The sequence below is a fragment of the Kribbella sp. CA-294648 genome, assembly GCF_050943845.1.
Classification (GTDB): Bacteria; Actinomycetota; Actinomycetes; order Propionibacteriales; family Kribbellaceae; genus Kribbella.
In genome coordinates, this window is sequence record NZ_CP191981.1 from 6,548,816 (window position 1) to 6,574,995 (window position 26,180).

Genomic DNA, 26,180 nt, shown 5'->3' on the forward strand with positions numbered 1-26,180 from the left:
GTCAGCCCACCGTCACTGGCTCAGGAGTGGCCGGAGTGGCCGCCTCGCGATTCTGGATCCGCCACCACGACGCGAATCCGAGGACACAGAAGAGCCCGTAGACGACGTACATGGCCGCCGACGGGTAGAACTTCGCTTGCAGCAGCAGTGGTACGCCGACGACGTCCACCGCGATCCAGATCAGCCAGAACTCGACGTACCCGCGCGCCATCCCGTACGTCGCCAGGATGGAGCCGGTCAGGATCCACGCGTCCCACTGCGGTCCCCACGAGCCCAAGGCCTTCAGCACCGGGTACGCGATTGCGTAGAGGACAACCGCGGCGCCCAGCAGCTCGAGCCGCTGACGAGTCGTCGCCCACCGCGGCTGTACTCCGGTCGCCGCGCCACCGTGGCGGGTCTGGTACCAGCGGTACCAGCCGTAGAGGCTGACGAGCGCGAAGAAGACCTGCCGCCCGGCCTGGCCCCAGAGGTCCTTGTCCTGCGGGTTGTCGAACAATCCACCAACAAAAACGGTGAATAGTAGAACGTTGCCGACGATGCCGACCGGCCAGGCCGCGACCAGCCGGCGCATCCCGAACAGCGCGCTGCCGAGCCCGAAGACGTTGCCGACGATCTCGCGGGTCAGGACGTGCGAGCCGCCGATGCTGAGCTGCGAGTGCAGCAACCAGTCGAAGAGGTTCATGCGTTATCTCCGGGCTTGGTGCTCGCGGTGAGTAGGCGTTCGACGTACTTGGCGATGACGTCGACCTCGAGGTTGACGGTGTCGCCGATCTTGTTCTGACCCAGCACGGTCAGCTCAAGCGTGGTCGGGATCAGGCTGATCCCGAAGGTGCCGGTGGCGTCGTCCACATCGGTGACCGTGAGCGAGACGCCATCGACGGCGATCGAACCCTTCTCGGCGACGTACCGCAGGATTTCCGCGGGCGCCGCGATCCGGACCAGCTCCCAGTGCTCGGCGGGCTCACGGCTCGCGATCGTGCCGACGCCGTCAACGTGGCCCTGGACGATGTGGCCGCCCAGCCGCGCGTGTGCGGCGACCGCGCGTTCGAGGTTGACCTTCGAACCCTTCTCGACGCTGCCGAGACTCGTGCGCTGCAACGTCTCGCGCATCACGTCGGCGGTGAAGGTGCCGTCGCCGTGCTCGATCACCGTGAGGCAACAGCCGTTCACCGAGATCGAGTCACCGTGGCCGGCGTCCTCGGTCACCTTCGGGCCGCGGATGGTGAGCCGCGCGGCGTCGCCGTCGAGCAGGTCCAGGGACTCGACCGTGCCGAGTTCTTCGATGATTCCGGTGAACATCTACTTTCCTCCCAGCGGAGTCAGGGTGAGCCGGACGTCGTCGCCGAAGCGAGTGACGTCCGCAAGGTGGAACCGTTTGAGGTGGTCGATCGATTCCGCGCCGAGGTCGCCGATCGCGGAAAAGCCGGAGCCGAGGAACGCCGGCGCGACGTACGCGACGATCTGGTCGACCAGGCCGGCCCGCAGGAACGCGGCCGCGAGGGTCGGACCGCCTTCGAGCCACAGATGCCGGATCTGGTGGTCGTCGAGCTGACGCAACACCTCGGCCGGGTCGTGCGTGGGCAGCAGCAGTGTCTCGGCGCGGTCGTTGCGCACCTTGGCGGTGAGCGGGATCGTCCGATCGCCGACCACGACGCGAAGCGGCTGCCGCGCGGCCGGGCGGCCCTGCTCGTCGCGCACGGTCAGCTCGGGGTCGTCGGTCAGCACGGTTTGGGTGCCGACGGCAATCGCATCGCACTCGGCCCGCTTCCGGTGCACGTCGGCGCGAGCGAGCGGGCCGGTGATCCACTTGCTCGACCGGTCCGGCGCGGCCGAGCGCCCGTCGAGTGTGGTGGCGAACTTCCAGGTGACGAACGGGCGGCCCTGACGCACGCTGTGCAGCCAGACGTGGTTCACGGCTTCGGCTTCATCCTGAAGCACGCCTTGAACCACCCGGATGTTCTTGGCCGCGAGCTTCTCGGCACCCCCGGCGGCCTGCTGGTTCGGATCCGGTACGGCGTACACGACCCGCGCGATCCCGGCCGCGATCAGCGCATCCGCACACGGCCCGGTCCGGCCGGTGTGGTTACACGGCTCCAGCGTCACGTACGCCGTACCGCCGCGGGCCCGGTCGCCCGCCATCGCGAGCGCCTCGACCTCGGCATGCGGGCCGCCCGGATAGGCGTGGAAACCTTCGCCGACCGGATGCCCGTCGCGGGCGGTGATGACACAGCCGACGACCGGATTCGGATGGGTGGAGCCGACACCGCGCGCGGCCAGCTCGACAGCACGACGCATCCAGGCGATGTCGATCGGCGAGGCGTTCTTCACTGACAGGTCCCTCGTTGTCACGGACGCACACCGGGGCCATGACAACCGGCGCACGCGCGGACCCGACGGCTCGCTCGCGAGACGCCGGAGCGCACGCCGATCGCGTGCGCCTCCCATCCGGACTTTCACCGTCGGTCCTGGAATTCCACCAGGTCAACCGGCCGAGATCCTGCTACGGCCGGGTCGCGGACTATCACCGCCGGCTCGGAATTACACCGACCCCGGAGCACGCGAGTGGGTTCACTCGTACTTGAAGTGTGCCACGCCCCCACAATCCCGCCACGACCTAGGTCACATCCTGGAACATCAGCCACCCCACCCGCGCTCACGTCGCAGACCGGCGCGCCGACCCCGCCCGAACCCCACGCCGCGCTGCCCCGACCCGCACCGAACCAGCAAGCAGATCACGACAAATACTTATCGGTCCGGTTCCTGCGATCAATCCATGACATCCCAGCGATACAGCCACTGGACCACGCGGCTCTTCGGGACGGCCTGGTGCCTGTTGGAGCGCTCGGGGACGGAGTGGGCTTCGAGCATCCGTCTCCACTCGTCGCCGGGAACCAGGAACAGAACCGGCACAGGTTCGGCGAAGTCCACCAGCACGACGACGTCGTAGGTCTCGTCGGCGGCATCTCGCTGCCAGTCATCGGTCTGCCAGTCCTCGCCGAACTTGCCGTAGACACGGATGCGCTGCTTCTGGCCGGCGGTGTCCAGCCGGTACGAGTTCTTGTGAGTGCGAACGGCGAGGTAGATGCCCCGCTGGGCGAACTGGTCGAGGACCGCACCGATCGCCCGTTGGTGCTTGGTTTCGTTCGTGATCGGCATCCCGCGAGGCTACGAGTTCACCCGCGATCGGTACAGGTCTGGTCATATTCATGATGACTGGTCGGTTACCGGTTTGAGCGGTAACATCTGGGGCATGACGATGAGGATCGCGGTGCTGGGTGCGGGTGGGGTCGGCGGGTACTTCGGTGGGCGGCTGGCCGAGGCGGGGTACGACGTGAGGTTTGTGGCGCGAGGTGAGCAGTTGGCCGCGCTGCGGCGGGACGGGTTGGCGGTTGAGAGCGTGGCGGGTGACTTCACCGTTGGCTCGGTCGTGGCTAGTGACGATCCGGCGGAGATCGGTGCGGTCGACTACGTGTTGCTTGGTGTGAAGACGTGGCAGCTCGATGCCGCGGTGCGGACGCTCAAGCCACTGATCGGCGAGGGCACCGCGGTCATCACCACTCAGAACGGGGTGGAGGCGCCGCGTCAGGTGGCGGATGTTGTCGGGCAGGGCGCAGTACTGCCGGGTGCGGTCGAGATCATCGCGTTCCTGGACGGCCCGGGACGGGTGCGGCACATCGGCGGGCTCGGGAAGCTGACGTTCGGCGAGTGGGACAACCGGACGAGCGAGCGGGTCGAGCGGCTGCGCGACGCGCTGCAGGCCTCGAAGCTGACCGCCGTCGTACCGGACGATGTCTGGGTCGCGCTGTGGAGCAAGTTCCTCGCGCTCGGATCGTTCGGCGCCGTCGCGACGTTGGCCGACGCGCCATTCGGCGTACTGCGAAGTCGTCCAGGTACTCGCCAGTTGATCGTCGACAGCATGAACGAGATCAGGCAGGTCGCGAAGGCGACCGGAGTCGAACTGCCGGCCGATGCCGTCGACAACACTCTGGCTTTCCTCGACAGCTTGCCGGAGGCCGGAACGACTTCGCTGCAACGCGACATCAAGGCCGGAAGGCCTTCAGAACTGGAAGCCTGGACCGGCGCCGTCGTCAGACTCGGCCGCCAAACTGGTACCCCGACGCCACTCAACAACCTCCTGTACGAACTGGCGAGCGCCCGCAGCCAGGCGGGTACCCAGACGGATTGATGGTGGATTGATGGCCGTCGACCTGCTCGCGTTCCCGTTCATCGGCGGTCGCCCCGTGCTGAACTTCCTCGGCACCCTCGGCAAACGCACGACCGAACCACTCGAACGCCTCCGTACTCCGGAAGACCTGACCCGCTGGTCCGAGAAGGCCGGCCTGGCGGGTCAGGGTGTGATTTCTGCTGGGCCGGCCGATCTGGAGGCGGCTCGGGCGTTGCGGGAAGCCCTTTACGGGTTGACGATGTCGGCGCTCGGGCGGGCCTCCGCGGAGCCGGGCGATGTGGAGATCGTCAACTATTGGGCCGCTCAGCCGACACCGGTGCCGGGCGTGGCGATCCGCTCGGGCGTGCTGCATCGAGAGGATCCGGCACCGACGGCTTCCGCAGTACTGGCTGCTGTTGCCCGCGACGGGATCGATCTGCTGACTGGTCCCGATGTGGAGTCGATCCGCGAGTGTGAGGACGCCACTTGCACGCTGCTCTTCCTGGACACCAGCCGCGGCCACCGCCGCCGCTGGTGCTCCATGAACATCTGCGGCGCCCGCGCCAAAATGCGCACCCTCCGCGCCTCGAACTAACCCCACAGAAGAAGCCAAGCAGTCAGCGCAGCAGCAGCCACGCAACCACCCCAAGCAGCCCAGCCGCACCCCCAAAACACCCAACCGCTACCCAAATCAGCCCACGCCGCCGCCCACCAGCAGCCCCAGCCGACCCCACCGCAGGTGTCTGCCCCGCGGCAGCAGCAGGCGGAGCAGCAGCGGGTGACTGTTCGGCTCTTTGCGCAGGCGGTGGGTCCGTTGGGGATGGGCTGGGACCGGTGGGGGTCCAGGTGGGTGGGAGGGGTGGGAGTTGGTCGAAGACTTCGGGTGGGTCTGGTTGGGCGGTCCATGGGGTGGTGCCGGGTGGTGGGAGCAGGCCGGTTGTTGCCAGCAGGCGGCCGGCGTCCGCGGCCGATGTGGGGCGGCTCTCCGGATCTTTTTGGGTGAGTAGTCGAATGAAGTCCCACAGCTCGTCATGCCCCTGGCCGGTAGGGAGGTCGCCGGTGATTGTGGGGCGTTCGCCGGTGAGGAGTTCGGCGGCTACTGCGCCTGCGGTGTAGAGGTCTTGGCGGGGGTCCGGGTCTGCGCCTGCCAGTTGTTCCGGGGCGATGTAGCCGGGGGTGCCGAGGATCGTGCTGTGGCGGGTCATTCTCGGCTCGCCGATCAGGCCGGCGATGCCAAAGTCCGAGAGTCGCAGTCGCGGCGTCGCCGTGCCGGTTGCGTCTAGCAACAGGTTGGCGGGCTTCAGATCACGATGGATGATGCCGGCGGCATGAACCGCGGACAGACCGTGCAGCAACTGATCGATCAGCACCGTGACGTACGACGCCGGCAGCGGCCCGTGATCGCCGAGCAGAGTGGCGACCGACCCGCCACGGACCAGGTCCATCGCGAACACGACCTTGTCGTCATCCGCAGCCCACCCGTGCGGCGCGACCACATGGGGATGCTCGATGCGCAAGGACTGCTCCCGCACGAAGCGCAGGAGGGTCGCCGCATCGTGCTGCCCGAGCACCTTCGCGGCGACATATCCCTTACGCCGCAGGTCCCACGCGCGCCACACCGAACCCATCCCGCCAGTGCCGACCAGATCGATCAGCACATACCGCCCAGCGAACGCCTCCACTCGCAAGAAGGTACCGGAACTCCACAGACAGGCGCGCCCGGCTGGAGGGGACAGCCGGGCGCGGTCAGGGAGGCCTGTGCGGAGGTAGGTCAGCGGAGAGGCGGTGCGGACGACTTGCGGAGCCGCAGAACTGCCCACGCACCCACCAGCATGAGGAGCAGAGCACCGCCACCCAGGCCGGCGACCAACCCAACCGGCACATCACCGCCGGACGAGGTGTCACCGGAGTCCTTGACCGGTCCCCCGGCCACGGTCTTCTCATCGGAAGGCGCCGCGGTCCCGTTCGACGCCGGGGTCGAGGTCAGGGTCGGCGTCGGTGTCGGCGTCACAGAGTCGCCCGTTACCGGTGTCGCGCCGTCGGCGTACTCCGGCCGTCCCTCTCCCGCGGTCCCTTGGAGCCCGATGGTCAGGGTCATCGGGACCGTGAATGCCTTGTCCACGTCCTTGCGGCTGAGCCCCACGGCGACGTAGTACTCGCCCGGCGTCGACGTTCCCTGGTCCTGGTTGTTGGGGCCGTTGCGGTTCAGGTAACGGATCTCCTTGGTCGTGATCCCGTGCACGATCCCCTGTTTGGTGAGGACGCCACGCTTACCCGTCCCCGGCGTCTTCTTGGCAAAGACGGCGTACACGTCTTCACCGATCGGCGAAATCACCGCGGTGTCGACATACCGGATCATGCCGAGGGCCTCAGCGGTCGCGCCGGCGAGTTGGGGCACGGTGACCTGCGCCTGGATCCGTTGACCCCAGTCCGCCTTGACCTTGTAGAGCTGCATCTCGCCCGGCATCAGCGTGGTCTTGTAGCTGCCCGGCTCCAGTACCGGCGCGTCAGCGAAGCTGGAGCCCGGGACGATCTCGCGCGGAGTGGACCCGGGCATCGACACCCACACCGGGTCGCCGGCCACGGCCGGGAGGTTCGTGGTCGACGTCACCGGCGGCTCCTCGTCGATCCGCAGTTCGTACGGGACGGCCGCGAGTTCGCGGTAGTCCTTGCCCGGTGAGACCGTGAGGACCATCTGGTCGGACTCGGCACACTCCTTCTGCCAGTCGGACCAGCTCGACGCGGTACCGGTCGCCAGTCCCTGGTGGCCTTCGAAGGCGCGAGGATAGCTCCAGCCGCAGTTCTTGCCGTCGACGGTGTCGAGCTTGACCTCCGTCTGGATGACCAGGCTGCCACCCGACGGCCGCCGGAAACTGACGCCGGCCCGCAGGGTCGACCCCGGGATGGTCCGCTTGATGAGGTAGTACTTCGCCGTCGGGCTGGTGGTGAACTTGTCCGAGTAGTGACCGGGGGCGAGCACCGGCGCACCTTCCTGCTGTGGGCCGCCCGTCACCGGCGTACCGGAGATGCGGAACGGCCGGAAGGCGCGGGTGGACAGGCGATCCAGGCCGGCCTCGAGGTCGATGGTGGAGTCGGCGTCGTAGTAGTCGCCGCGGCCCGCACGGGCAACGCACTGCAACTGACTGCGCGCCTTCGCGCCGACCCGGAATCCGACCACGTCGATCTTCAGGTCGATGCCCTGCTTGGCGATCTCCTGGGCGACCAGGCACGGGTCCGGGGCGCAGGTGGCCTCACCGTCCGAGACGAGCACGATCGTGCGCTGGCCGGTTGGCCCGAGATCCTTCGCCGCCTGCTGCAATGCGTACCCGATCGGAGTCTCACCGAACGGCTTGTAGGCGGAGATCGCCGTGAGCAACTGAGGCCGGTTCCCGGTGCCGATCGGCACGGTCAACTGAGTGTCCGTGCAAGCGCCGGGCTGGCTGCGTTTGAAGACTGTCGCGCCATAGACGCGCAGACCGACCTGCGACGTCTCGGGCAACTTGCTCACGACCTGGGCCAGGGCCGTCCGGGCCGCGACGATCTTCGTCTTGCCGTCACCGGCCGGTTCCTTCATCGAACCCGACGAGTCGAGCACCAGCACCAACTTGCCACTGTCGCCGGGCTCGGGATCGGCCTGCGCTGCCCCGGCCGGCAGCCACGCCAGCCCGACGGCGAGCAGGACGAGGGCCGCGAGGCGGCGAGGGCCCTTCGTTCGGGTCATCTTCTTCCTCCAGGTGAATTCGCTATCGCAATCTTTGCTGTTTGCGATAGCGAATGTCAAGTCGGATCCGGCTGGCTTTGCGCGTTCGCTGGTGCGAAGATGGAGACGTGGAGCAGACCGAGCAGAACCTGCGGCAGCAGACGGAACTGTACGGCGAGCCGCTCGGCGTGCTGATGCGCCGGATCGCCGGCACCCTCGGCCTGACCCAGGCCCGGCTCGCCGAGGCGATCGGCCTGTCCGCGCCCATGTTGTCGCAACTGATGAGCGGCCAGCGAGTGAAAATCGGCAACCCGGCCGTGGTGTCGCGACTCCACCGGCTCGACCTGCTCGTCCACCGCGTCACGGAGGAGGGCCTCGCGGAGCCGCAGATCGCGATCGAGCTGGACGACATTCGCGGCAGTACCGGCGCCTTCACCCGATCGACACCGGCCAGCGCCCCGCCAAGCTCGATGCCCACAGCAAGCAACCCGCGCCCGGACCAGCGCCCGGACCCGCGCACCGTAGTACGGGAGATCCAGGACCTCATCCGCGGTGTCGCCTCGGCCGGCGAAGTCCAGCGGGCCGCGGAGCTGATCGCCGCCGAGTCCCCCGGCCTCGCCGAGCTCCTCCTCACCTACGGCACCGGCCGCACCGACGACGCCGTGGCCCACTACGAACGCCATCGCTGACCTCATATATCACGAAGCAGGTAGACATTCCGGGGCCGTCTCATCCGCTGTCGGGGTGGAATTCGAGGGGGTCGGGCGGCGTTAGCGTCGGGTGGTGGGTCACCCCCACCGACACCCGAACACCCTGGTTCTAAGGAGACACCTGTGCGCGCCATCAGCGCCTTCCGCCGCCTCGCCGCTCTTGGTACGGCCGTCACCCTGGCCGTCGCGCTGGCAGCCTGCGGCAGTGACGACAAGTCCGATGCCTCAGGCCCCGATCTCGGCCTGCTCCAGGCGGGCACGCTGCGGATCGGTACGCTCACCGACGCGCCGCCCAACGTCTACGTCAAGGACGGCAAGTTCACCGGCTTCGACAACGACCTGATCACCGCGGTCGCGGCGAAGCTGAACCTGAAGCCCGAGTTCGTCGGCACCGACTTCTCCGCCCTGCTCTCGCAGGTCAACGGCGGCCAGTTCGACCTCGGCAGCTCGTCCATCACGGTCACCGAGGCGCGCAAGAAGACGGTTGCCTTCAGCAATGGCTACGACTTCGGCTACCTCGGCCTGAACACCACCAAGACGTCGGGTATCAAGAGCTTCGACGAGCTCAGTGGCAAGCGGGTGGTCGTTGTCCAGGGCACCGTCCAGGACGACTACGCCACCCAGAAGAACCTGAACCCGGTCCGGGTGCCGAACTACAACGCCGCGCTCGGTCAGCTCAAGGCGGGCACCGCCGATGCCTGGGTCTCGCCCGCCGAGATCGGCGAGAAGATGGCCAAGGAGCAGGGCGGCGGCACCGTCATCCTGGCCGCCAAGGAACTCAGCGACGCACCGATGGCGTTCGCCGTGGCCAAGAGCAACGACACGCTGCGCGAGGCCGTCAACAAGGCGCTCGACGAAGTGATTGCCGACGGCACCTGGACCAAGCTGGTCGAGCAGTACTACCCGGGTCGCGCGGTTCCGGTGAACTTCAAGCCCGGCAGCGGTTCGGTGAAGTTCACCGCGCCGTCGGCCACCCCCGCAGCCGGCTGAGATGGACATCTGGTCCACTCTGAAAGACACCTTCCTCGACTGGGAGTCGATGGAGGCGGTCCTGCCCGAGATGCTGAAGGTGGGGCTGGTCAACACCCTCATCCTCGCCGCCGCCTCGGTCGTGCTGGGCACCGTGCTCGGCATGATCGTGGCGGTGATGGGGCTGTCCCGCCGACGCTGGCTGCGGTGGCCGGCGAAGGTCTACACCGACATCTTCCGCGGTCTGCCGGCCATCCTCACCATCCTGCTGATCGGCCAGGGACTGTCGCCGATCACCCGGCACTGGTGGGGCCCGAACCCGTATCCGCTGGGCATCCTCGCGCTGTCGCTGATCGCAGCCGCCTACATCGGTGAGATCTTCCGCTCCGGCATCCAGAGCGTCGAGAAGGGCCAACTGGAAGCAGCGCGGGCACTCGGCTTCAGCTACACCTCCGGGATGCGGCTGGTGGTCATCCCCCAAGGCGTACGCCGGGTCCTGCCGGCCTTGGTCAACCAGTTCATTGCCTTGGTCAAAGAATCCAGTCTGGTCTACTTCCTGGGCTTGCTGGCCAGTCAGCGAGAGCTGTTCCGGATCGGTCAGGACTCCGCCGCGACGAACGGCAACCTGTCGCCGTTGCTGCTCGCGGGAATCTTCTACCTGATCATCACCGTCCCGTTGACCCACCTGGTCAACTACTTCGACAAGCGGCTGCGCGAAGGCCGTCCCGCCGATCTCGAGGTCGAGGAGCTCACCCATGCCGACCATCGTTGAGGCCGCGGCGAGCCTGGAGCTCACCGGCATCGAGCTTGCCTTTGGCAACAACAAGGTGCTGCGCGGCGTCGACCTCGCCGTACCGGCGGGCAAGACCGCGTGTGTGATCGGGCCGTCCGGATCCGGCAAGTCGACGTTGCTGCGGGCCACCAACCGGTTGCTCGAACCGGATGCGGGAGACATCAGGCTCGGTGGCGAGTCGGTACTGCGAAGCAACCCGGACGAGTTGCGGCGGCGCATCGGGATGGTGTTCCAGCACTTCAACCTGTTCCCCCACAAGACGGTGCTGGAGAACATCACCCTGCCGCTGCGCAAGATCAAGAAGCTGACCACGGAGGGCGCGATCGAGGCAGCCCGCGAGCAGCTCGAGTTGGTAGGACTGAAGGAGAAGGAGTCGGCGCGACCGGGCAACCTTTCCGGTGGCCAGCAGCAACGAGTTGCGATCGCCCGCGCGCTGGCGATGAAGCCCGAGGTGATGCTGTTCGACGAGGCGACCTCGGCGCTCGACCCGGAACTGGTGAAGGGCGTCCTCGGTCTGATGGCCGACCTGGCCCAAGCGGGAATGACGATGATCGTCGTCACCCACGAGATGGGTTTCGCGCGGCAGGTGGCCGATCAGGTCGCGTTCATGGATCGTGGCGTCGTGGTGGAGTCCGGCGTACCGGAGCAGCTGTTCACGGCCGCCGAGTCACCGCGGTTGCGGCAGTTCCTCTCTCAGGTGCTCTAGTAATTCCGGGCCGGCGGGTCGATGGTGGAGAGACAACAGTCTTTTCGAGGTCTTCACCATCGGCGTCTGGGGGCACCAATGATTCCTCGTCTTCCGGCCCAGGTCGTTGCGCTGGGCATCGGTCTGGCCCTGACCGCCGGTCTCGCGGCGGAGGCGGTACCCGAGCAGCCCGCGGTGAGCACGCCCGCCCCCATGGCGCCGCCGGCCGCGGCATTGGCGCCGCGGACCGCGACCGCCTCGAAGTACGTATATCTCACCTTCGACGACGGGCCGCATCCGAAGTACACGGCGCAGATCCTGGCGATCCTCCGGCGCTACGGTGTCCGGGCGACCTTCTTCCAGATCGGTCAGAACGTGGCGCGACATCCGCACTTGACCCGACGCGCCGACCTGTACGGGCACAGCGTGCAGAACCACACCTGGTCGCACCCGAATCTCCGCAAGGTGCGCTGGTCGACCTTCAAGTCGCAGGTGCAGTCGACGGATCGGGCTCTCCGGCGCCAGACCGGCTACACCCCGCGCTGCCTCAGGCCGCCGTACGGCGCCACCAACAGCCTGGTCGCCAAGAGGGCGGCCGCGCTCGGCAAGCGGGTCACGATGTGGTCGGTGGACACCGGCGACTGGGCGCGTCCCGGTAGTTCGGTGATCGCGCGCCGAGTGCTCACCAGAGTGCGCAACGGCTCGATTGTGCTCATGCACGACGGCGGTGGCAACCGCAGCCAGACCGTCGCCGCCCTGCCGACCATCCTGAAAACCCTCAAGGCGCGCGGTTACACCTTCTATGCGCTCTGGTGCCTCTGAGCGTCCGGTATCCGTGGTAGTTGACGCGGAAGCGGCGTGGATCCCGGTTTTGCCCGGGATCGGACCGATGGTGGGGGCGTGAGGTAGTGAGGCCACCCACGTTGGAGAGCACGCATGAGCCGTCGTCCGCCGCTCGAAGCCCGCCCGTACGCCGTACTGACGCTCGTCCTGACCCTGATCGCCGCACTCACCGCCCTCGCCGCGTGCAGCCAGGACGCGGGTAAGCCGGTCGCCGCGCTGCCACCGCCCGCGGCGCCGACGAAGTTCGTCGCCCTCACCTTCGACGACGGCCCGGACCCGGCCTACACCCCGAAGATCCTCGACATCCTCGACGAGTACGGCGCGAAGGCAACCTTCTTCGCGGTCGGCAAGGAGGTGGAGAGAGCACCGGAGCTGACCCGGCGCGTGCACGATCGCGGGCACGACGTCCAGAACCACACCTGGTCGCATCCCGATCTGCGCAAGCTCTCCTGGGCGAGCTTCCAGCAGCAGGTCGAGGCCACCGACGGGCTCATCCTCGAGCAGACCGACACCACCCCGCGCTGCCTGCGCCCGCCGTACGGTGGCATCAACAGCATCGTGAAGAAGCGCGCGACGGCCCTCGGCAAGAAGCTCGTCCTGTGGACCCTCGACTCCCGCGACTGGAGCCGCCCGGGAGAGGCCGCGATCGTCCAGCGGGTGCTCACCGGAGTACAGGACGGCTCGGTGCTCCTCTTCCACGACGGCGGCGGCGACCGCAGCCAAACCGTCGCCGCCCTCCCGACCATCCTGAAAACCCTCAAGGAGAAGGGCTACGGCTTCCGCCCGGCCTGTCCCTAAGGGGGATCAATCCGCCGGGTGCCGGTGTGGGAGACGCGGAACCTGAACCCGTGGCGGGTGGTCCAGTCCAGCGTGCCGTCGTCGAGGCGTTCGACGGTCCATCGCCCATGCGTCTTCACCCGGTGGCTGTAGCGCCGGAGCGGGGCGAGGTTGGCGATGCTGGTTTGGCCTGGTGGTCCGGTGTCGGTGAAGTCGTACGGCTTGAGGTGGTCGAGGTCCGTGCTGTTGGTTGTTTCGGCTGATCCGTAGGGGAATCGCTCGACGGGGTGAATGAGCTTGACCTGTTCGCGAATCTTTCGCGGGATCTCGTAGGCGTTGACGTCGAGCTTCTCGGCCAGGTCGATCACCGGCTTCACGATGATCTGGCCGTGGCCGAGCAGTTGCTCGAGCCGGCCGGCGAAGACAGGACCGAAGCGCTCTACGCGCGCGACGCCGCCTCCGTCGAGGAGGGTTTCGTCGGTGATGTGTACGTACAAGGTGGTGGGCGCGGGGCGGCGTCCCTTCGTTCCGATGCCGGTCGCGTAGGCGTTACGGCGGATCTCGGCCAGTCGCCGGCGGAGTTCACGGTGAGCGGCCGCAGGCGGTTCGGCGTCAGCGTCGGCGGTTGGGGTATGGGGAGCCGACGCGCCGGGTGATCCGTCATCTGGCACGTCGCTGGGACGGGCTGGATCCCGGCCGGAGCGATCTGGTGGTACCGAGCTGTCCGTCGCGGAAGAGGTTGCAGGGGGTGACTTGGTGAGGTGGTGGGCGACGGTAAGGAGTTCGTGGGTCAGGGCTGGGTCGCTGATGATGTCGACGGCTCGGGCCATGCGCTCTGGGAGGATGGCGGTGTCGCCTAGGTCGGCGAGGGCGTCTGCGATCTGGCGAAGGGTTGCCTTGAAGCGCAGTACGGCGCCGGTGTCTGCTCGGATGTAGAGGCTGGTGGTGCCGTGCTCGTCGGCTTGGCCGGCCCAGACGCCGCGTTCCTTGGCCTTCTTCTCGGCGGCGGCTCGGGCGGCTTCGGGATCGGCCTGGTGGATGGCGGCTTTCACGATGTTGTCCAGCTGGCGCGGGGTGACGGTGTTGATGATGGGAGCGACGCGGCGGTCGACGATCGCGGCGGCTTCGACGGACAAGGTCACGCAGGCGGTGGCGACCGTGCAGGCCTTCCACGGTTCGGCGTTCATGGCCTCGACCTGGGCCCAGAGGTGAGGCAGGCGGTGGCGCAGGGCGAGTGCTTGGCCGATCAGGTTGGCGGCTGAGCCGGCCGAGCGGCCCATCACTGCGCCGAACTCCGCGGCGGCGAACTCGGCGACGGCCGGGCAGCCGGGGCCGCCGTAGACGAGGGCACGTTCGCCGCCGGGTAGGGAGACATGCCCCGGGATGGTTGCGGGGTCGGGGAAGAGGTCGGCGTAGTGCTGGGCCAGACGGAGGATCTGAAGGTCGGCATGGGTTCGCAGCTCGTGCATGGTCGCGAGCGAGGTCAGCGTCTCGGTCGCGTCGAGGGTGGCGATATCCATGTCGAACATGTGTTCGATTCTATACTGCGCGTGACGGGACGCCAAACGCGCCGAGCCTGATTTCACCTTGTCCACAAGGGGAAACATCACACTGCAGAGGATGCGGAAGTGGATATACGAGGAGAAGGGCGACAGCGTACGCCCGATGCGGCCGTTGAGTTGCGGCTCAGGACATGGCGGCGATGAGGGGCACCACGTCGGCGATGGACTCGACGATGCGGGTCGGGCGGTAGGGGAAGCGTTCGACTTCGTGTTCGCCGGTGGAGCCGGAGAGGACGAGGATGCTGCGGAGGCCGGCTTCGAGGCCGCTGATGATGTCCGTGTCCATCCGGTCGCCGATCATGACCGACGTTTCGGAGTGGGCCTCGATGCGGTTCAGGGCGCTGCGCATCATCAGTGGGTTGGGCTTGCCGACGAAGTACGGGGCGACGCCGGTGGCGCGGGTGATCAGGGCGGCGACCGAACCGGTGGCGGGCAGTGGGCCCTCGGTGGACGGGCCGGTCGGGTCGGGGTTGGTGGCCAGGAAACGCGCGCCGCCGGCGATCAGGCGGATCGCGCGGGTGATCGCCTCGAAGGAGTACGTCCGGGTCTCGCCCAGCACCACATAGTCCGGTGCGCGCTCGGTCAGTACGTAGCCGACCTCGTGCAGCGCGGTGGTGAGGCCGGCCTCGCCGATCACGTACGCCGTACCGCCCGGTCGCTGGTCGTCCAGGAACTGGGCAGTGGCCAGCGCCGACGTCCAGATCGCCTGCTCCGGCACGTCGATGCCACCGGCAAGCAAGCGGGCGCGCAGGTCGCGCGGGGTGAAGATCGAGTTGTTGGTCAGCACGAGGAACTTCTTGCCGGAGGCCTGCAAGGAGCCGATGAACTCGCTGGCCCCGGGGATCGCGCGCTCCTCGTGCACGAGCACGCCGTCCATGTCGGTCAGCCAGCTCTCCACCGGCTTGTGCTCGCTCATCACCGCACTCCCTCGTCGAGCTTGCTCGCGCCGGCCGCCAGCGTGCGGAGCTGGTCGACCATCAGGTTGGGGTCGTCGGCCTTGTAGACCGCCGAACCGGCGACGAAGACGTCGGCGCCCGCGTCGGCACAGCGCTCGATCGTCTCGGTCGAGACGCCGCCGTCGATCTGGATCCAGATGTCCAGGCCGTGCTTGCTGATCAGCTCGCGGGTCCGGCGGATCTTCGGCAGGCAGACGTCGAGGAACTTCTGGCCGCCGAACCCGGGCTCCACGGTCATGATCAGGATCATGTCGAGCTCGGCCAGGATGTCCTCGTAGGGCTCGATCGGGCTGGCGGGCTTGAGCGCCATCGCCGCCCGGGCGCCCTTGGCGCGGATCTCGCGGGCGGTTCGGATCGGCGCCCGGCAGGCCTCGGCGTGGAAGGTGACGCTGGCCGCGCCCGCCTCGACGTACCCCGGCGCCCAGCGGTCCGGGTCCTCGATCATCAGGTGGCAGTCGATCGGCTGGGCGACCGCCTTGGCCAGCGACTCGACCACCGGCAGACCGAGAGTGAGGTTCGGGACGAAATGGTTGTCCATCACGTCGACATGCAGCCAGTCGGCGTTGGAGACCGCGGCCGCCTCGGCAGCGAGGTTGGCGAAGTCGGCGTTCAGGATGCTGGGGGCGATCTGGATTCCCATGAAACGACAATCTACCGGCGGGCCCTGGGCCGGCTGGTCACCCGGTTCGGTCAGCGAGCCAGGCCTGTACTTCGGCTGTGGTGTGCGCCACCTGGATCCCTGGGGGGAGCGGCGGCCGCTCGATCAGCACGACCGGGATGCCGAGCTGGCGCGCGGCCGTCAGCTTGGCGGCGGTCATGTCGCCACCGCTGTTCTTGGTGACCAGTACGTCGATCTGCCGGGTTTGCAGCAGCTCCAGCTCGCCGGCCACGTTGTAGGGGCCGCGATCCAGCAGGAGCTCGCACCAGGTCGGTACGGGGTCAGGCGGGTCGACACAGCGAGCCAGCGTCCACAGACCTGTGTCCGCAAAGGCGGCAAGCCCTTGCCGACCAATGGTGAGAAAGACACGGCGACCTAGCTTTGGTAGCAGGGTTGCGGCGGCTTGGGCGTCGGGCGTCCAGTGCCAGGTGTCTCCGGGTTGCTCCTGCCAGCCGGGGCGGCGTAGTACGAGGAGGGGGAGGTTGAGGGCGGTGGTGGCGGCTACTGCGTGGGCGGTCATGGTTGCGGCGAAGGGGTGGGTGGCGTCGACCACTGCGTCGATCCCTTGCTCAGCAAGCCATTGCGTGAGGCCGGCGACGCCGCCGAAGCCGCCCTGCCGTGACTCCCCCACCGGCAGCCGCAGCTCGGAGACGCGTCCAGCCAGCGACGACACCACGTCGTACTCCGAAGACAGCTCGTCGGCCAGCAGGCGAGCTTCGGCCGTGCCGCCGAGGAGCAGGACTCGGTCAGGCACGACTGCGGGTGGTGGAGTACAGGTGGCTGTCGCGGAAGTTGTCGGCGGCAAGGACTTTGCCGACGATGATCACCGCGGTGCGGAGGATGCCGGCGGCGCGGACCTGGTCGGCGATGTCGGCGAGGGTGCCGCGGAGGATGACCTCGTCGTCGCGGGAGGCGCGGGCGACAACGGCGACCGCACAGTCGGCACCGTAGTTGGCCGTCAGCTCCTGTACCACCCGGTCGATGTGCTGCACGGCGAGGTGCAGGACCAAGGTCGACTGACTCATGCCGAGGGTCGCCAGGTCCTCCCCCGGCGGCATCGCGGTCGCGCGCGCGGCGATCCGGGTCAGGATGACCGTCTGGCCGACCTCGGGGACGGTGAGTTCTCGCCGGAGCGAAGCGGCCGCTGCCGCGTACGCCGGTACGCCGGGCGTCACGTCGTACGGGATCCCCAGTGCGTCCAGCCGTCGCATCTGCTCGGCCATTGCACTGAAGACGGAGGGGTCGCCGGAGTGCAGTCGCGCAACGTCGGCGCCCGCCGAATGGGCGGCGACCAGCTCGGCCAGGATCTCGTCGAGGTTCAACGAGGCTGTGTCGATCTTGCGGGCACCGACCGGGCAGTGGTCCAGGAGTTCCACGGGCACGAGCGCACCGGCGTACAGGCAGACGGGTGAGGCGGCGATCAGGTCGCGGCCGCGGACGGTGATCAGGTCGGCCGCACCAGGGCCGGCGCCGATGAAGTGCACGGTGGGGGTCATTTGGTCACGCTCCAGATCGTCACGGGCATCGCGGGTCGCCAGCCGGTCATGCCGCCCACCGCCGAGGCTCGTTGGACGGCCAGGCGGACGAGGTCGCCACCCAATGAGGCGTACCAGTGGGCGATCAGCGATTCCGTCTCCAGCGTCACGCCGTTGACGACGAGCCGGCCGCCAGGTCGCAGCGCCTCCCAGCAGGTCTCGATCACGCCGGGCACCGTCGCGCCGCCGCCGACGAAGACGGCGTCCGGCGACTCCAGGCCGGCCAGCGACGATGGTGCCGCGCCGACGACGGTACGGACCGCGACTCCCAGCGTGGCGGCGTTGCGGTCGAGTCGCTTGGCGCGATCCGGGTCCTTCTCGATCGCGACCGCGCGGCAACTCGGGTGATGGCGCAACCATTCGATCGCGATGCTGCCCGCGCCTCCGCCGACATCCCAGAGCAGCTGTCCCGGCACGGGCGCGAGCCGCGACAGCGTGACCGCACGCACCTCACGCTTGGTCAACTGCCCATCACTCTCGTACGCTGAATCCGGCAAACCCGGTGCCGTCGACAACAACTCCGCACCCTCGTCCGGCCGGCACAGCACGCCGATCACGTTGAGCGCGTCGACCTCGTGGTCCCATGCGTCAGCTCTTGTACTACGTACGCGCTCGTCCGCCGAACCCAACTGCTCCAGCACGGTGAACACGCTCCCGCCGTACCCCCGAGCCACCAGCATCCCGGCGACCTCGGCAGGCGTATGCGCGCCCCAACTCAACACGACCAGTCGTCGCCCCGGCTGGATGTGCGGCTGCACCAGCTCAAGCGGATGCCCCACCAGACTGACCACCTGCACCTGCTCCTGCGCCCACCCCAACCGCGCACAAGCCAACGAAACACTCGACGGATGCGGAATCACCCGAACCGCCTCTGCCCCCAGCAGCCTGGTCAACGTCGTCCCGATCCCATGAAACGTCGGATCCCCACTAGCCAACACACAGATCCGCCGCCCACGATGCTCCGCCAGCAACCCCGGCAACGACTCCGACAACGGCGAAGACCAAGCAACCTTCTCCACCTCACCGTCAGGAACCAAGGCCAACTGACGGGTGCTGCCGAGCAGGACATCGGCGGCCAGCACCGCCTCGCGAGCGGTTGGGGAGAGGCTGGGCCAGCCGTCGGCGCCTAGGCCGACCACCGTGAGGGGGTCAGGCATTGCCGAGGACCCTGGTGACGACTATTTCCAGGACTACGCGTTGGGGGTTTACGCGTGGTTGGCGGTAGCGGTCGGCGTAGCGGCGTACGGCGTCGGCGATCTTTTCGGGGTCGTCGCTGAGGACGGCACGACCCTCCAGTGTCGACCAGCGGCGGCCGTCTACCTGGGTGATTGCGACCGCGGCACCCAGAGCGCCGGTCGCGCGGATCTGGCGGGCCTTGTGGGAGGTTCCCGAGCAGATCACCCGCGCGATGCCGGTCTTCAGGTCCACGGTCGCGCCGACCGGCGTCGCGTGCACAGTGCCGTCCGCGCGCACCGTGCTCAGCACACACAGATGCCGCTCGGTCCAGAAGTCCACGAACGAACCGGGTCGCTCACTCAGCAGTTCCACCCAGTGATCGTAAGCGGCGGCCGTTCTCAGCCAACGTCCCGTCGGCGGAACGAGATCGACCCCACAAGCAGCAGACCCAGCGCGATCGCCGCGAGCACGACCACCGGGGTGGCGGAGAGCTCACCGCCGGGGAGCCGTGGAGTGTGCGCGTACGGCGAGACGTCCATCACCCCTTGCGGCAGATCGAAGATCGGCCCGAACTGCCCGATCAGCAGGAACGCCCCGAACAATCCCCACGCAACAGTGACCACCTTGGGCGCCACCCCGAAGAGCAGCACCACCAACCCGGTGACCAGCCAGATCGCCGGCAACTGGACAGCGCCCGCGGCCAGCATCCGCGGCACCTGATGCCCCAGGTTGCCCAGCGACGCACCACTCGAGATGCCGGACCCGAGACCGCCGAGGAGCACCAGTACTCCGGTGCCGAGCAGCGCCATCAACGCGTGGCTCGCCAGCCACTGGTACCGCGTGACGCCCGTTGCCAGCAGCGGCTCGGCCCGAAGCGCTGTCTCCTCGGAGCGGAGCCGGAGCGCCGCCTGGATCCCGAACGCCGAGGCGAGCAGCCCGAGCATGCCCATCTCGGTCGAGAGGAACGCGTCGGTCAGGCCGTTCACGCCACCGAGTTTCTCCATCATTTCCTTGGCGCCGTCACTCGTGACGAACCCGTCGACGTTGGAGGCGATGCTGCCGACCAGCAGGCCCAGCAACAGAAAGGCGAACCCCCACGCGAAGAGCGAACCACGATGCAGCCGCCAGGCCAGTGCGAGAGGCGAGCGCAGCGAGGGCGCGGCCGTCGCCGGACCGGGCCGTGGCCGGACCAGACCGGCACCCACGTCCCGGCGGCGAATCAGGGCAAACGCGGCGGCGACCAGGACCACCAGCAACGCGAGCGGAGCCAACGCGACCGGCCAGCGATCACCGGCGTACGGGCGGATTTGCTGGGCCCAGCCGATCGGCGAGAGCCACGAGGCCCAGCGGGTGCCGCCGTCGGAGTCCGAGTCACCGAGAGCGCGCAGTACGTAGCTGACGCCCAGCACGATCGCGGTGAAGCCGTTGGCGGTCCGGGCGCCTTCGGTCAGCTGGGCCGTCAGCCCACCGACCCCGGCGAAGACCAGACCGGCGGAGATCCAGGTGAGGCCGAAGGCGAAGGACCCGCCCGCAGGCAGACCCGTCCCGATCAGGCTCACCGCGGTCAGTAGGCCGAGCACGATCACGGTGCCGGCCGAGACGATGAGCGCGGCCGCGAGGGCGGCGTACCGGCCCAGTACTCCAGCGCTCAGGAGCTCGAGCCTGCCGCTCTCCTCCTCGGCTCGGGTATGCCGGACCACGAGCATCGCGGCCAGCAGTCCGACCAGGAGCGCACCGAATGCGGTCAGCTTGAACAGGGAGAGAGCACCGAGGGAGGTTGGGTCGAAAATCCTTCCGTACAAGGAAACCAGGGCCGGTGAAGAGTTCGACGTCTCGGCAGCCTCGACGCGCGACGCCAGATCGGGGTAGAGATCGATCGATGCCGCCGCCGAGCCCGCGGCCATCGAGACGAAGACCAGGATCCACACCGGCAGGAGCACCCGATCGCGCCGGAGCGCGAGCCGCACCAGGGTCGTAGTACCAGCGAAGTCGTTCATCGCCCGGCCGCCACTGGGTCGGATGCCGCGACATCGTCTTCGTAGTGCCGCAGGAAGAGCTCCTCCAGCGTCGGCGGCTGCGCGACCAGACTCCTGATGCCACTGGCCGACAGCTGCTTCATCACACCGTCGAGCTGAGCGGTGTCGACCTCGCAACGCACCCGGTTGCCCTCGATGTCGAGGCTGTGCACACCGGGCAGCTGGGCCAGTCCGTTGGGCGAACCGGCCAGCTCGGCCTGGATCGACGTACGGGTCAGGTGCCGCAGGTCGGCCAGCGTGCCGGTCTCGACCACCTTGCCGCGGCGGATGATGCTGATCCGGTCACACAGCGCCTCGACCTCGGACAGGATGTGGCTGGACAGCAGCACCGTGCGGTTCCGGCCGCGCTCCTCCTCGATGCACTGGCGGAAGACTTCCTCCATCAGCGGGTCGAGACCGGAGGTGGGTTCGTCGAGGATGAGCAGCTCGACGTCGGAGGCGAGGGCGGCGACCAGCGCGACCTTCTGCCGGTTGCCCTTGGAGTAGGTCCGGCCCTTCTTGGTCGGGTCGAGGTCGAAGCGGCGCAGCAGGTCGTCGCGCTTCTTCGGGTCCAGCCCGCCGCGCAACCGGCCGAGCAGGTCGATCACCTCGCCGCCGGTCAGGTTCGGCCACAGGTTGACGTCACCGGGGACGTAGGCCAGCCGCCGGTGCAGCTTGGCCGCGTCGCGCCACGGATCGCCGCCGAGCAGCGACACGTCACCCTCGTCACCCTTCAGCAGACCGAGCAGGACCCTGATGGTGGTGGACTTCCCGGCGCCGTTCGGGCCGAGGAAGCCATGCACCTGTCCGGTCGCGACCTCCAGGTCGAGACCGTCGAGGGCGTGCGTACTGCCGTACGACTTGTGCAGTCCGGAGACCACGATGGCTGATGTCATGATTCAGAACATACACTTCATTCAGAAAATTGTGAATCTTGAGAATGTCGGGAGATGATGGGCCGGTGAGCGCACCCAGAGCACGCGACGACGATGCTGTCCGGCAGTACGCCGAGCAGTTCGCCAACGTGCTCGTCGACTCCGGCTGGCCGCGGATGCCGGCCCGGATCTTCGCCGCCATCCTGGGCAGCGAGAGCGGCCGGATGACCGCCGCCGAGCTGTCCGAGCAGCTGCAGGCCAGCCCGGCCGCCATCTCGGGCGCAGTGCGGTACCTGCTGCAGCTGGGCCTGGCCAGCCGGGAGCGAGAGCCCGGTAGCCGGCGCGACATCTACGTCGTCCAGGACGACTTCTGGTACCAGAGCATGATGCGGCGCGATCACCAGCTGGTGCGCTGGGAGGAGATCATCGGGCGGATGCTGGAGAACGCCGGTGAGGGCAGCGAGTCGCAGCAGCGACTACGAGCCACCCTCGGATTTCTCGAGTTCATCCAGGAAGAGGTCGACGGCCTCGCCGAGCGCTGGATCAAGCGCAAGGCCGAGATCGACGCGGAGAACAGCTGAGGGCCCGGACGGACGGGCCCTCAGCCGCGCATCGATCTACAGCAGCTACCGCAGCGCGGAGGCCGCGACGGTGTCGATCGCCTGCTGGAGCAGGGCGTTCACCTTGGTGTTGCCGGCCTTCGACTTCGGCAGGTGCACGGACTTGCCGTCCACCGGACCCCGGACCGGGTAGACGGACAGTTCCTCGGGCAGCGGCGTCGTACCGCAGACCTGGTTCTTCCCGGGCAGTTCGCCGGTGAAGACGAACTTGTCACCGATCGCCTCGGCGCACGAGGACGCCGATCCGACGTACTGACCGTGCTGGCCCTCGTCGTCGATCGCCACGAAGCGGGTGGCGGACTTGGTGTCGGTGTGCGTGCGCCAGGCGCCCTCGTACGACGTCGCCGGGTCGAGCTCACCCTGGACCATCAGCATCCGCGGCGACCCCTTGAGGTCGAGGGTGCGGTCCTGCGGCGCGTACTTCCAGAACGCGCACATCGGGACGCCGTTCATGTAGCCGAAGAAGTCGTACTTCTTCGCCATCCGGTCGGCCATCCTGAGGTAGAACTTCGGGTCGTTGTTCCAGGCGGTGTCGTTGCAGCGGACCGTGGTACCGATCGAGCCGAGGTTCACCGGCTGGTCACCCGAGGTCGCCTTCGCGGCAACGGCCCGAGCATCGGCGAGGACACTCTTCAGCGTGTCCACCTGGGTGGACGCCTTCAGGTCCGCCGAAGCGGTCGCGGACACGCCGTACCGGGCGCGGAGCGCGGCGAGCGTGTCGTACGCCTGCAGGTTCGGCGCGAGCCGGGCCCAGGCACGGTCGACGTGACCCAGCTCGACCTCACCCGAGTCGGCCGGGGCCTTGGCGTACTCGTCGGCGACCAGGATGTCGAGCGTGGCCCGGATGAACCGGGTGTTGCCGTAGATCGCGCTGTAGATCTTGCCGTCCAGGTCGTCACCGCGGACCGAGCTCTCACCGGCCTTGACCAGCGTGGTCAGCGAGGCACGGATCCCGTTGTACTTCGCGGTCACCTGGGCCGGCGTCTTGCCGAGTCCGGTGATCTGGTCGGCGTGCCGGGCAATCCACGGGAACAGCTGGGTGTCGCGGCGGCGCTGGCCAGACCATGGGTCGAAGTTCACGTTGTCCCACTGGGTGTGGGTCCAGTCCATGTTGGAGTCGAGCACGAACCGGCCGACCCGCGACGGGTAGGTGTCGGCGTACCAGCCGCCGAGCCAGGTGCCGTAGCTGTAACCGATGAAGTTCAGCTGCCGCGCCTTGAACAGCGCCCGGACGAACTCCATGTCGTAGACGGTCTGCTGGCTGCTGACGAACTGCCCGTACTCCGTCGCGGCGCAGGCCTCGGCCTGCAGCTTGGCCTCGGCCACCTCGACCTTGTGGGTGAGCTTCGTGCGCTCCTTGTAGTCAGGCGTCACCGGCAGCGCGTTGAGCGCCTCGGCCGTCGTGATGCACTGCAGCCGAGTGCTCGCGCCGAATCCGCGCGGGTCGAAGCCGACCAGGTCGAAGTCGCTGAACAGCTGCGGCTTGTCCGCGGCCAGAGCGGCCGACAGCGAGAGACCGGCGCCACCCGGGCCACCCGGGTTGCTGGTCATCAGGCCCTTCGACGTACCGGTCGCCAAGCTGTGCGAGATGGCGACCTCGATGTCGGGGTGCGCGTCCGGGTTCGCCCAGTCCATCGGGACCTTGACCTTGGCGCAGTTCGTGGTGGGCGCCTGCGGGTAGAGCCGCTTGACCGCGGCATCGAACGAGCAGACCGACCAGCTGATCGGCTGGTCGAGATAACGCTGCGGGATGGACGGGACCGGCGGGTCCGTCGGACCGGCAGCGGAGGCTGAGGTGGCAGTGGTCGCGGTGAGCAACGGAACTACCAGCGCGACGGCGGCTGCCGTGGCGATCTTGCGGGGACTGAGCACGCTGAGGTCTCCCTGTGTTCAGGCGGACAGGAAACCAGCAACGTATGCGCCCGACAACCTCCAGCAACAGGGATCAGGCCAACCTCGGTGCTACGTCAAGGGCAAACCCGCAGCTAAAGCTCGTAGACGGTGAAGATCGTGCAGTAGAGCGGGGGTGATTCCAGGCCCGGGTAATAGAGGCGGCCGGCTTCGTCGGTCACCTTGAAATAGGCCGTCGAGGCACCGACCTGGGACGGTGCCTGCAACGTCATCCGGACTGTCACGATCTCCCCCGGTACTGCGTCCGGCAGGCGTGCGCGCGACGGGGACCGGAGCCAGCCCGGCGTACCGGCTGCTCCTTGTCTGGTCAGCCAGCGGTCGTGCCAGTTGCTCTCGCCGCTGTTGCGGATCTGCCAGGTCTTCTCGAACTCCTCGTCCCGGCAGACCTGGGTGCCATCGGGCACCGTCTCGCCGACGAGCTCCGCCCGGTCCTCGGGGTCGTGGTCAGCGGGAACCGAACCGCCCAGCAGCATCGGGTGCGGCATCGAGTCGCGCCGGCGCATGTCCCGCATCGAGGTGTCCTTGCCGGCCCGTACTGCGGCGTCGAGCTCCATCAACTGGTTCACCAATGCGCTGCCGGCACCGAAGGAATCGTCGTACCACTCGATCAGTTCGCGGCTCGGTTTGGTGTGGCCGCGCTCGACCCGGGACAGGTGGCCCTTGTCCCAGCCGGACAGCACGGCGGCCTTCGTCAGCGGGACGCCCGCGGCCTCCCGCAGTTCGCGCATCCGGCAGCCGATCACGAAGCGAGCCTGAGCTGGTCGCACGCCGCACTCCCCGCATTCACGGTTAGTAATCTACACACTTTATCAAGTGATGGTTATTCAGTTTCCGGTTGCCCGCTGCGACAACGCGATCACTGTCTGATTGTCTGCGGATCAGAGCACATTCGCCAACCAGCGAAAGGAAAACCTCATGAAATCTTTCCTCGCCCGCGTCGCCGTCACCGCCCTCGTCGGCAGCGCCGCACTCATCGGTTCGGTCCTGCCGGCGCAAGCCGCACCCGCACCCACCGCGCCGACAGTTGCCAGTGTCACCGCCGCCGCACCGCAGTCCAGGGCGGACAACGCGGTCGCCTGGTTCGCGGCCCGCAACGGTTCGACCGCTTATCAGGGCTATTGCGAGAAAGCCGTCGAGAATGCCTATGGCCGCACCGGGATCTACGCCTCGGCCAAGGCGAACTGGAACGACGCCGTCCGTCGTGGGGTCGCCCACCGAGGCGACCTGAACCCACCGAGGGGCGCGCTCGTCTTCTGGAACATCAGCGCGTACGGGCACGTCGGCCTGGCGGTTGGCGACGGCACCTTCTGGGCCACCAGCGTGAACGGCCGGATCGGCAAGGCCCGGCTGCCGTACTTCTCCAACTACCTCGGCTGGGCCTGGCCGAACTTCTGAGCCGGCCTGAGCGAATCGGCCTGAGCGGATCGGGCCTGAGCGGATCGGCCAGGGCGGTTCGTTGCCCACTGCGACAACTCCGCCACGCTCTGATTCCCTGCGAGTGTTGGACTCTCCCAGAAGGGAACAAACTCATGCGGACCGCCCTCCTCCGTACCGTCTCCCGCCTCACCGCAACCGCCCTGCTCGGCGGCGTCGCCCTCGCCGGCGGCGCGGCCCTCCCGGCGCACGCCGCCACCGGCACCGTGGTCACCGACTCCGGCGCCGGGGTGACCATCCGCTCCGGCAACGCCACCACGTTCGGTGCGGTCGGCACCCAACCGAACGGCACCGTCCAGATCGACTGCCAGCTCTACGGCGAACCAGTGACCGGCAAGTACGGCCGCAGCCTGATCTGGGACCACATCCCCGGTAAGGGCTTCATCTCCGACGCCTACGTCAACACCGGCAGCAGCGGTCTGGTCGCGCCGCTGTGCACCTACAACCCACGCGCCGACAAGGCCATCGCCTGGTTCGCGGCTCGCAACGGCTCGACCGCCTATCAGGGGTACTGCGAGATGGCGGCCGAGAACTCCTACGGCAAGACCGGCATCTGGGCTTCGGCCAAGGCCGGCTGGAACGACGCGGTGGCCCGCGGCGCCGCCCATCGCGGTGACCTGAACCCACCCAAGGGCGCGCTGGTCTACTGGGACCTCGCCGCTCCGTACGGCCACGTCGGCGTCGCCCGCGGCGACGGCTACTTCTGGGCCACCAGCGTCAGAGGCGGCATCGGCCTGGCCAAACTCCCGTACTTCTCCAACTACCTCGGTTGGGCCTGGCCCAACTTCTGAGCGCC

At 68.0% G+C, this 26,180-nt stretch carries 28 protein-coding genes and 1 riboswitch; of the genes, 11 read left to right on the plus strand and 17 right to left on the minus strand.

Annotated features, from left to right (window positions below):
* Window position 1: 1 nt before the first annotated feature.
* From pnuC to ACQPYM_RS30905, 4 genes are all read right to left on the minus strand, one after another.
* Window positions 2–682 (minus strand): nicotinamide riboside transporter PnuC, encoded by a 681-nt coding sequence (gene pnuC / locus ACQPYM_RS30890; RefSeq protein ID WP_433007556.1) that lies wholly within the window; start codon window positions 680–682, stop codon window positions 2–4.
* Window positions 679–1,299 (minus strand): riboflavin synthase, encoded by a 621-nt coding sequence (locus ACQPYM_RS30895; RefSeq protein WP_433007558.1) that lies wholly within the window; start codon window positions 1,297–1,299, stop codon window positions 679–681. Before ACQPYM_RS30895 ends, pnuC begins: the two co-directional genes overlap by 4 nt.
* Window positions 1,300–2,328, minus strand: a complete 1,029-nt coding sequence (gene ribD / locus ACQPYM_RS30900) for a bifunctional diaminohydroxyphosphoribosylaminopyrimidine deaminase/5-amino-6-(5-phosphoribosylamino)uracil reductase RibD (RefSeq protein WP_433007560.1) — start codon at window positions 2,326–2,328, stop codon at window positions 1,300–1,302.
* A 101-nt stretch (window positions 2,329–2,429) separates the two neighbouring features.
* Window positions 2,430–2,561: riboswitch (FMN riboswitch) on the minus strand.
* A 205-nt stretch (window positions 2,562–2,766) separates the two neighbouring features.
* Entirely contained in the window at window positions 2,767–3,156 is a 390-nt protein-coding gene (locus ACQPYM_RS30905; RefSeq protein WP_433007562.1) for a hypothetical protein, read from the minus strand.
* Window positions 3,157–3,250: 94 nt separating this feature from the next.
* Between ACQPYM_RS30905 and ACQPYM_RS30910 the strand changes: the two genes are divergently transcribed.
* Window positions 3,251–4,186, plus strand: a complete 936-nt coding sequence (locus ACQPYM_RS30910) for a 2-dehydropantoate 2-reductase (protein WP_433007564.1) — start codon at window positions 3,251–3,253, stop codon at window positions 4,184–4,186.
* 10 nt (window positions 4,187–4,196) lie between these two features.
* Complete coding sequence (locus ACQPYM_RS30915; RefSeq protein WP_433007566.1) at window positions 4,197–4,760, plus strand: CGNR zinc finger domain-containing protein; 564 nt, start codon at window positions 4,197–4,199, stop codon at window positions 4,758–4,760.
* Window positions 4,761–4,782: 22 nt separating this feature from the next.
* On the opposite strand, the gene ACQPYM_RS30920 is transcribed toward ACQPYM_RS30915, so the two are convergent.
* Window positions 4,783–5,847 (minus strand): serine/threonine-protein kinase, encoded by a 1,065-nt coding sequence (locus ACQPYM_RS30920; protein ID WP_433007568.1) that lies wholly within the window; start codon window positions 5,845–5,847, stop codon window positions 4,783–4,785.
* An 89-nt stretch (window positions 5,848–5,936) separates the two neighbouring features.
* Window positions 5,937–7,886, minus strand: coding sequence for a vWA domain-containing protein (locus tag ACQPYM_RS30925; protein WP_433007570.1), 1,950 nt, complete (start codon window positions 7,884–7,886; stop codon window positions 5,937–5,939).
* Window positions 7,887–7,993: 107 nt separating this feature from the next.
* Here ACQPYM_RS30925 and ACQPYM_RS30930 point away from each other — a divergent pair, with 107 nt between their 5' ends.
* From ACQPYM_RS30930 to ACQPYM_RS30955, 6 genes are all read left to right on the plus strand, one after another.
* On the plus strand, window positions 7,994–8,554 hold the full coding sequence (locus ACQPYM_RS30930) for a DNA-binding protein (RefSeq protein ID WP_433007572.1): 561 nt from the start codon (window positions 7,994–7,996) through the stop codon (window positions 8,552–8,554).
* Between the two features lie 144 nt (window positions 8,555–8,698).
* Window positions 8,699–9,565: a substrate-binding periplasmic protein gene (locus tag ACQPYM_RS30935; RefSeq protein ID WP_433007574.1), complete on the plus strand. Its 867-nt coding sequence runs from the start codon at window positions 8,699–8,701 to the stop codon at window positions 9,563–9,565.
* 1 nt (window position 9,566) lies between these two features.
* The gene (locus tag ACQPYM_RS30940; protein ID WP_433007576.1) at window positions 9,567–10,316 is read left to right on the plus strand and encodes an amino acid ABC transporter permease; all 750 of its coding nucleotides are present in this window, start codon (window positions 9,567–9,569) and stop codon (window positions 10,314–10,316) included.
* The gene (locus tag ACQPYM_RS30945) at window positions 10,300–11,043 is read left to right on the plus strand and encodes an amino acid ABC transporter ATP-binding protein (RefSeq protein WP_433007578.1); all 744 of its coding nucleotides are present in this window, start codon (window positions 10,300–10,302) and stop codon (window positions 11,041–11,043) included. Before ACQPYM_RS30940 ends, ACQPYM_RS30945 begins: the two co-directional genes overlap by 17 nt.
* A gap of 78 nt (window positions 11,044–11,121) precedes the next feature.
* Entirely contained in the window at window positions 11,122–11,844 is a 723-nt protein-coding gene (locus ACQPYM_RS30950) for a polysaccharide deacetylase family protein (RefSeq protein WP_433007580.1), read from the plus strand.
* Window positions 11,845–11,958: 114 nt separating this feature from the next.
* On the plus strand, window positions 11,959–12,663 hold the full coding sequence (locus tag ACQPYM_RS30955; RefSeq protein ID WP_433007582.1) for a polysaccharide deacetylase family protein: 705 nt from the start codon (window positions 11,959–11,961) through the stop codon (window positions 12,661–12,663).
* Here the strand turns inward: ACQPYM_RS30955 and ACQPYM_RS30960 are convergent.
* From ACQPYM_RS30960 to ACQPYM_RS31000, 9 genes are all read right to left on the minus strand, one after another.
* Window positions 12,660–14,171, minus strand: coding sequence for a DUF222 domain-containing protein (locus tag ACQPYM_RS30960; protein WP_433007584.1), 1,512 nt, complete (start codon window positions 14,169–14,171; stop codon window positions 12,660–12,662). The two genes, ACQPYM_RS30955 and ACQPYM_RS30960, sit on opposite strands and share 4 nt — an antisense overlap.
* Window positions 14,172–14,328: 157 nt before the next feature.
* The gene (locus tag ACQPYM_RS30965) at window positions 14,329–15,120 is read right to left on the minus strand and encodes an HAD-IIA family hydrolase (protein WP_020393043.1); all 792 of its coding nucleotides are present in this window, start codon (window positions 15,118–15,120) and stop codon (window positions 14,329–14,331) included.
* Window positions 15,120–15,800, minus strand: a complete 681-nt coding sequence (rpe, locus tag ACQPYM_RS30970) for a ribulose-phosphate 3-epimerase (RefSeq protein WP_433007586.1) — start codon at window positions 15,798–15,800, stop codon at window positions 15,120–15,122. Before rpe ends, ACQPYM_RS30965 begins: the two co-directional genes overlap by 1 nt.
* 37 nt (window positions 15,801–15,837) lie before the next feature.
* Window positions 15,838–16,572 (minus strand): cobalt-precorrin-6A reductase, encoded by a 735-nt coding sequence (locus ACQPYM_RS30975; RefSeq protein ID WP_433007588.1) that lies wholly within the window; start codon window positions 16,570–16,572, stop codon window positions 15,838–15,840.
* Complete coding sequence (cobM, locus tag ACQPYM_RS30980) at window positions 16,565–17,314, minus strand: precorrin-4 C(11)-methyltransferase (RefSeq protein WP_433007590.1); 750 nt, start codon at window positions 17,312–17,314, stop codon at window positions 16,565–16,567. The genes ACQPYM_RS30975 and cobM overlap by 8 nt, the downstream gene beginning before the upstream one ends.
* Window positions 17,311–18,510 (minus strand): precorrin-6y C5,15-methyltransferase (decarboxylating) subunit CbiE, encoded by a 1,200-nt coding sequence (cbiE, locus tag ACQPYM_RS30985; RefSeq protein ID WP_433007592.1) that lies wholly within the window; start codon window positions 18,508–18,510, stop codon window positions 17,311–17,313. The genes cobM and cbiE overlap by 4 nt, the downstream gene beginning before the upstream one ends.
* Window positions 18,503–18,901, minus strand: coding sequence for a pyridoxamine 5'-phosphate oxidase family protein (locus tag ACQPYM_RS30990; RefSeq protein ID WP_433007594.1), 399 nt, complete (start codon window positions 18,899–18,901; stop codon window positions 18,503–18,505). The genes cbiE and ACQPYM_RS30990 overlap by 8 nt, the downstream gene beginning before the upstream one ends.
* A gap of 26 nt (window positions 18,902–18,927) precedes the next feature.
* On the minus strand, window positions 18,928–20,526 hold the full coding sequence (locus ACQPYM_RS30995) for an ABC transporter permease (RefSeq protein WP_433007596.1): 1,599 nt from the start codon (window positions 20,524–20,526) through the stop codon (window positions 18,928–18,930).
* Window positions 20,523–21,440 carry an ABC transporter ATP-binding protein gene (locus ACQPYM_RS31000; RefSeq protein WP_433007598.1) on the minus strand — a complete coding sequence of 306 codons (918 nt, stop codon included), beginning with the start codon at window positions 21,438–21,440 and terminating at the stop codon, window positions 20,523–20,525. The genes ACQPYM_RS30995 and ACQPYM_RS31000 overlap by 4 nt, the downstream gene beginning before the upstream one ends.
* Before the next feature lie 65 nt (window positions 21,441–21,505).
* Between ACQPYM_RS31000 and ACQPYM_RS31005 the strand changes: the two genes are divergently transcribed.
* Window positions 21,506–22,000, plus strand: coding sequence for a GbsR/MarR family transcriptional regulator (locus ACQPYM_RS31005; protein ID WP_433007600.1), 495 nt, complete (start codon window positions 21,506–21,508; stop codon window positions 21,998–22,000).
* 45 nt (window positions 22,001–22,045) lie between these two features.
* Here ACQPYM_RS31005 and ACQPYM_RS31010 read toward each other — a convergent pair whose 3' ends face one another.
* Complete coding sequence (locus ACQPYM_RS31010) at window positions 22,046–23,911, minus strand: alpha/beta fold hydrolase (protein ID WP_433007602.1); 1,866 nt, start codon at window positions 23,909–23,911, stop codon at window positions 22,046–22,048.
* A 113-nt stretch (window positions 23,912–24,024) separates the two neighbouring features.
* Window positions 24,025–24,717: an NBR1-Ig-like domain-containing protein gene (locus tag ACQPYM_RS31015; RefSeq protein ID WP_433007604.1), complete on the minus strand. Its 693-nt coding sequence runs from the start codon at window positions 24,715–24,717 to the stop codon at window positions 24,025–24,027.
* A gap of 148 nt (window positions 24,718–24,865) precedes the next feature.
* Here ACQPYM_RS31015 and ACQPYM_RS31020 point away from each other — a divergent pair, with 148 nt between their 5' ends.
* Window positions 24,866–25,345: a CHAP domain-containing protein gene (locus ACQPYM_RS31020; protein WP_433007606.1), complete on the plus strand. Its 480-nt coding sequence runs from the start codon at window positions 24,866–24,868 to the stop codon at window positions 25,343–25,345.
* 134 nt (window positions 25,346–25,479) lie between these two features.
* Window positions 25,480–26,175, plus strand: a complete 696-nt coding sequence (locus tag ACQPYM_RS31025) for a CHAP domain-containing protein (protein ID WP_433007608.1) — start codon at window positions 25,480–25,482, stop codon at window positions 26,173–26,175.
* Window positions 26,176–26,180 lie beyond the last annotated feature (5 nt).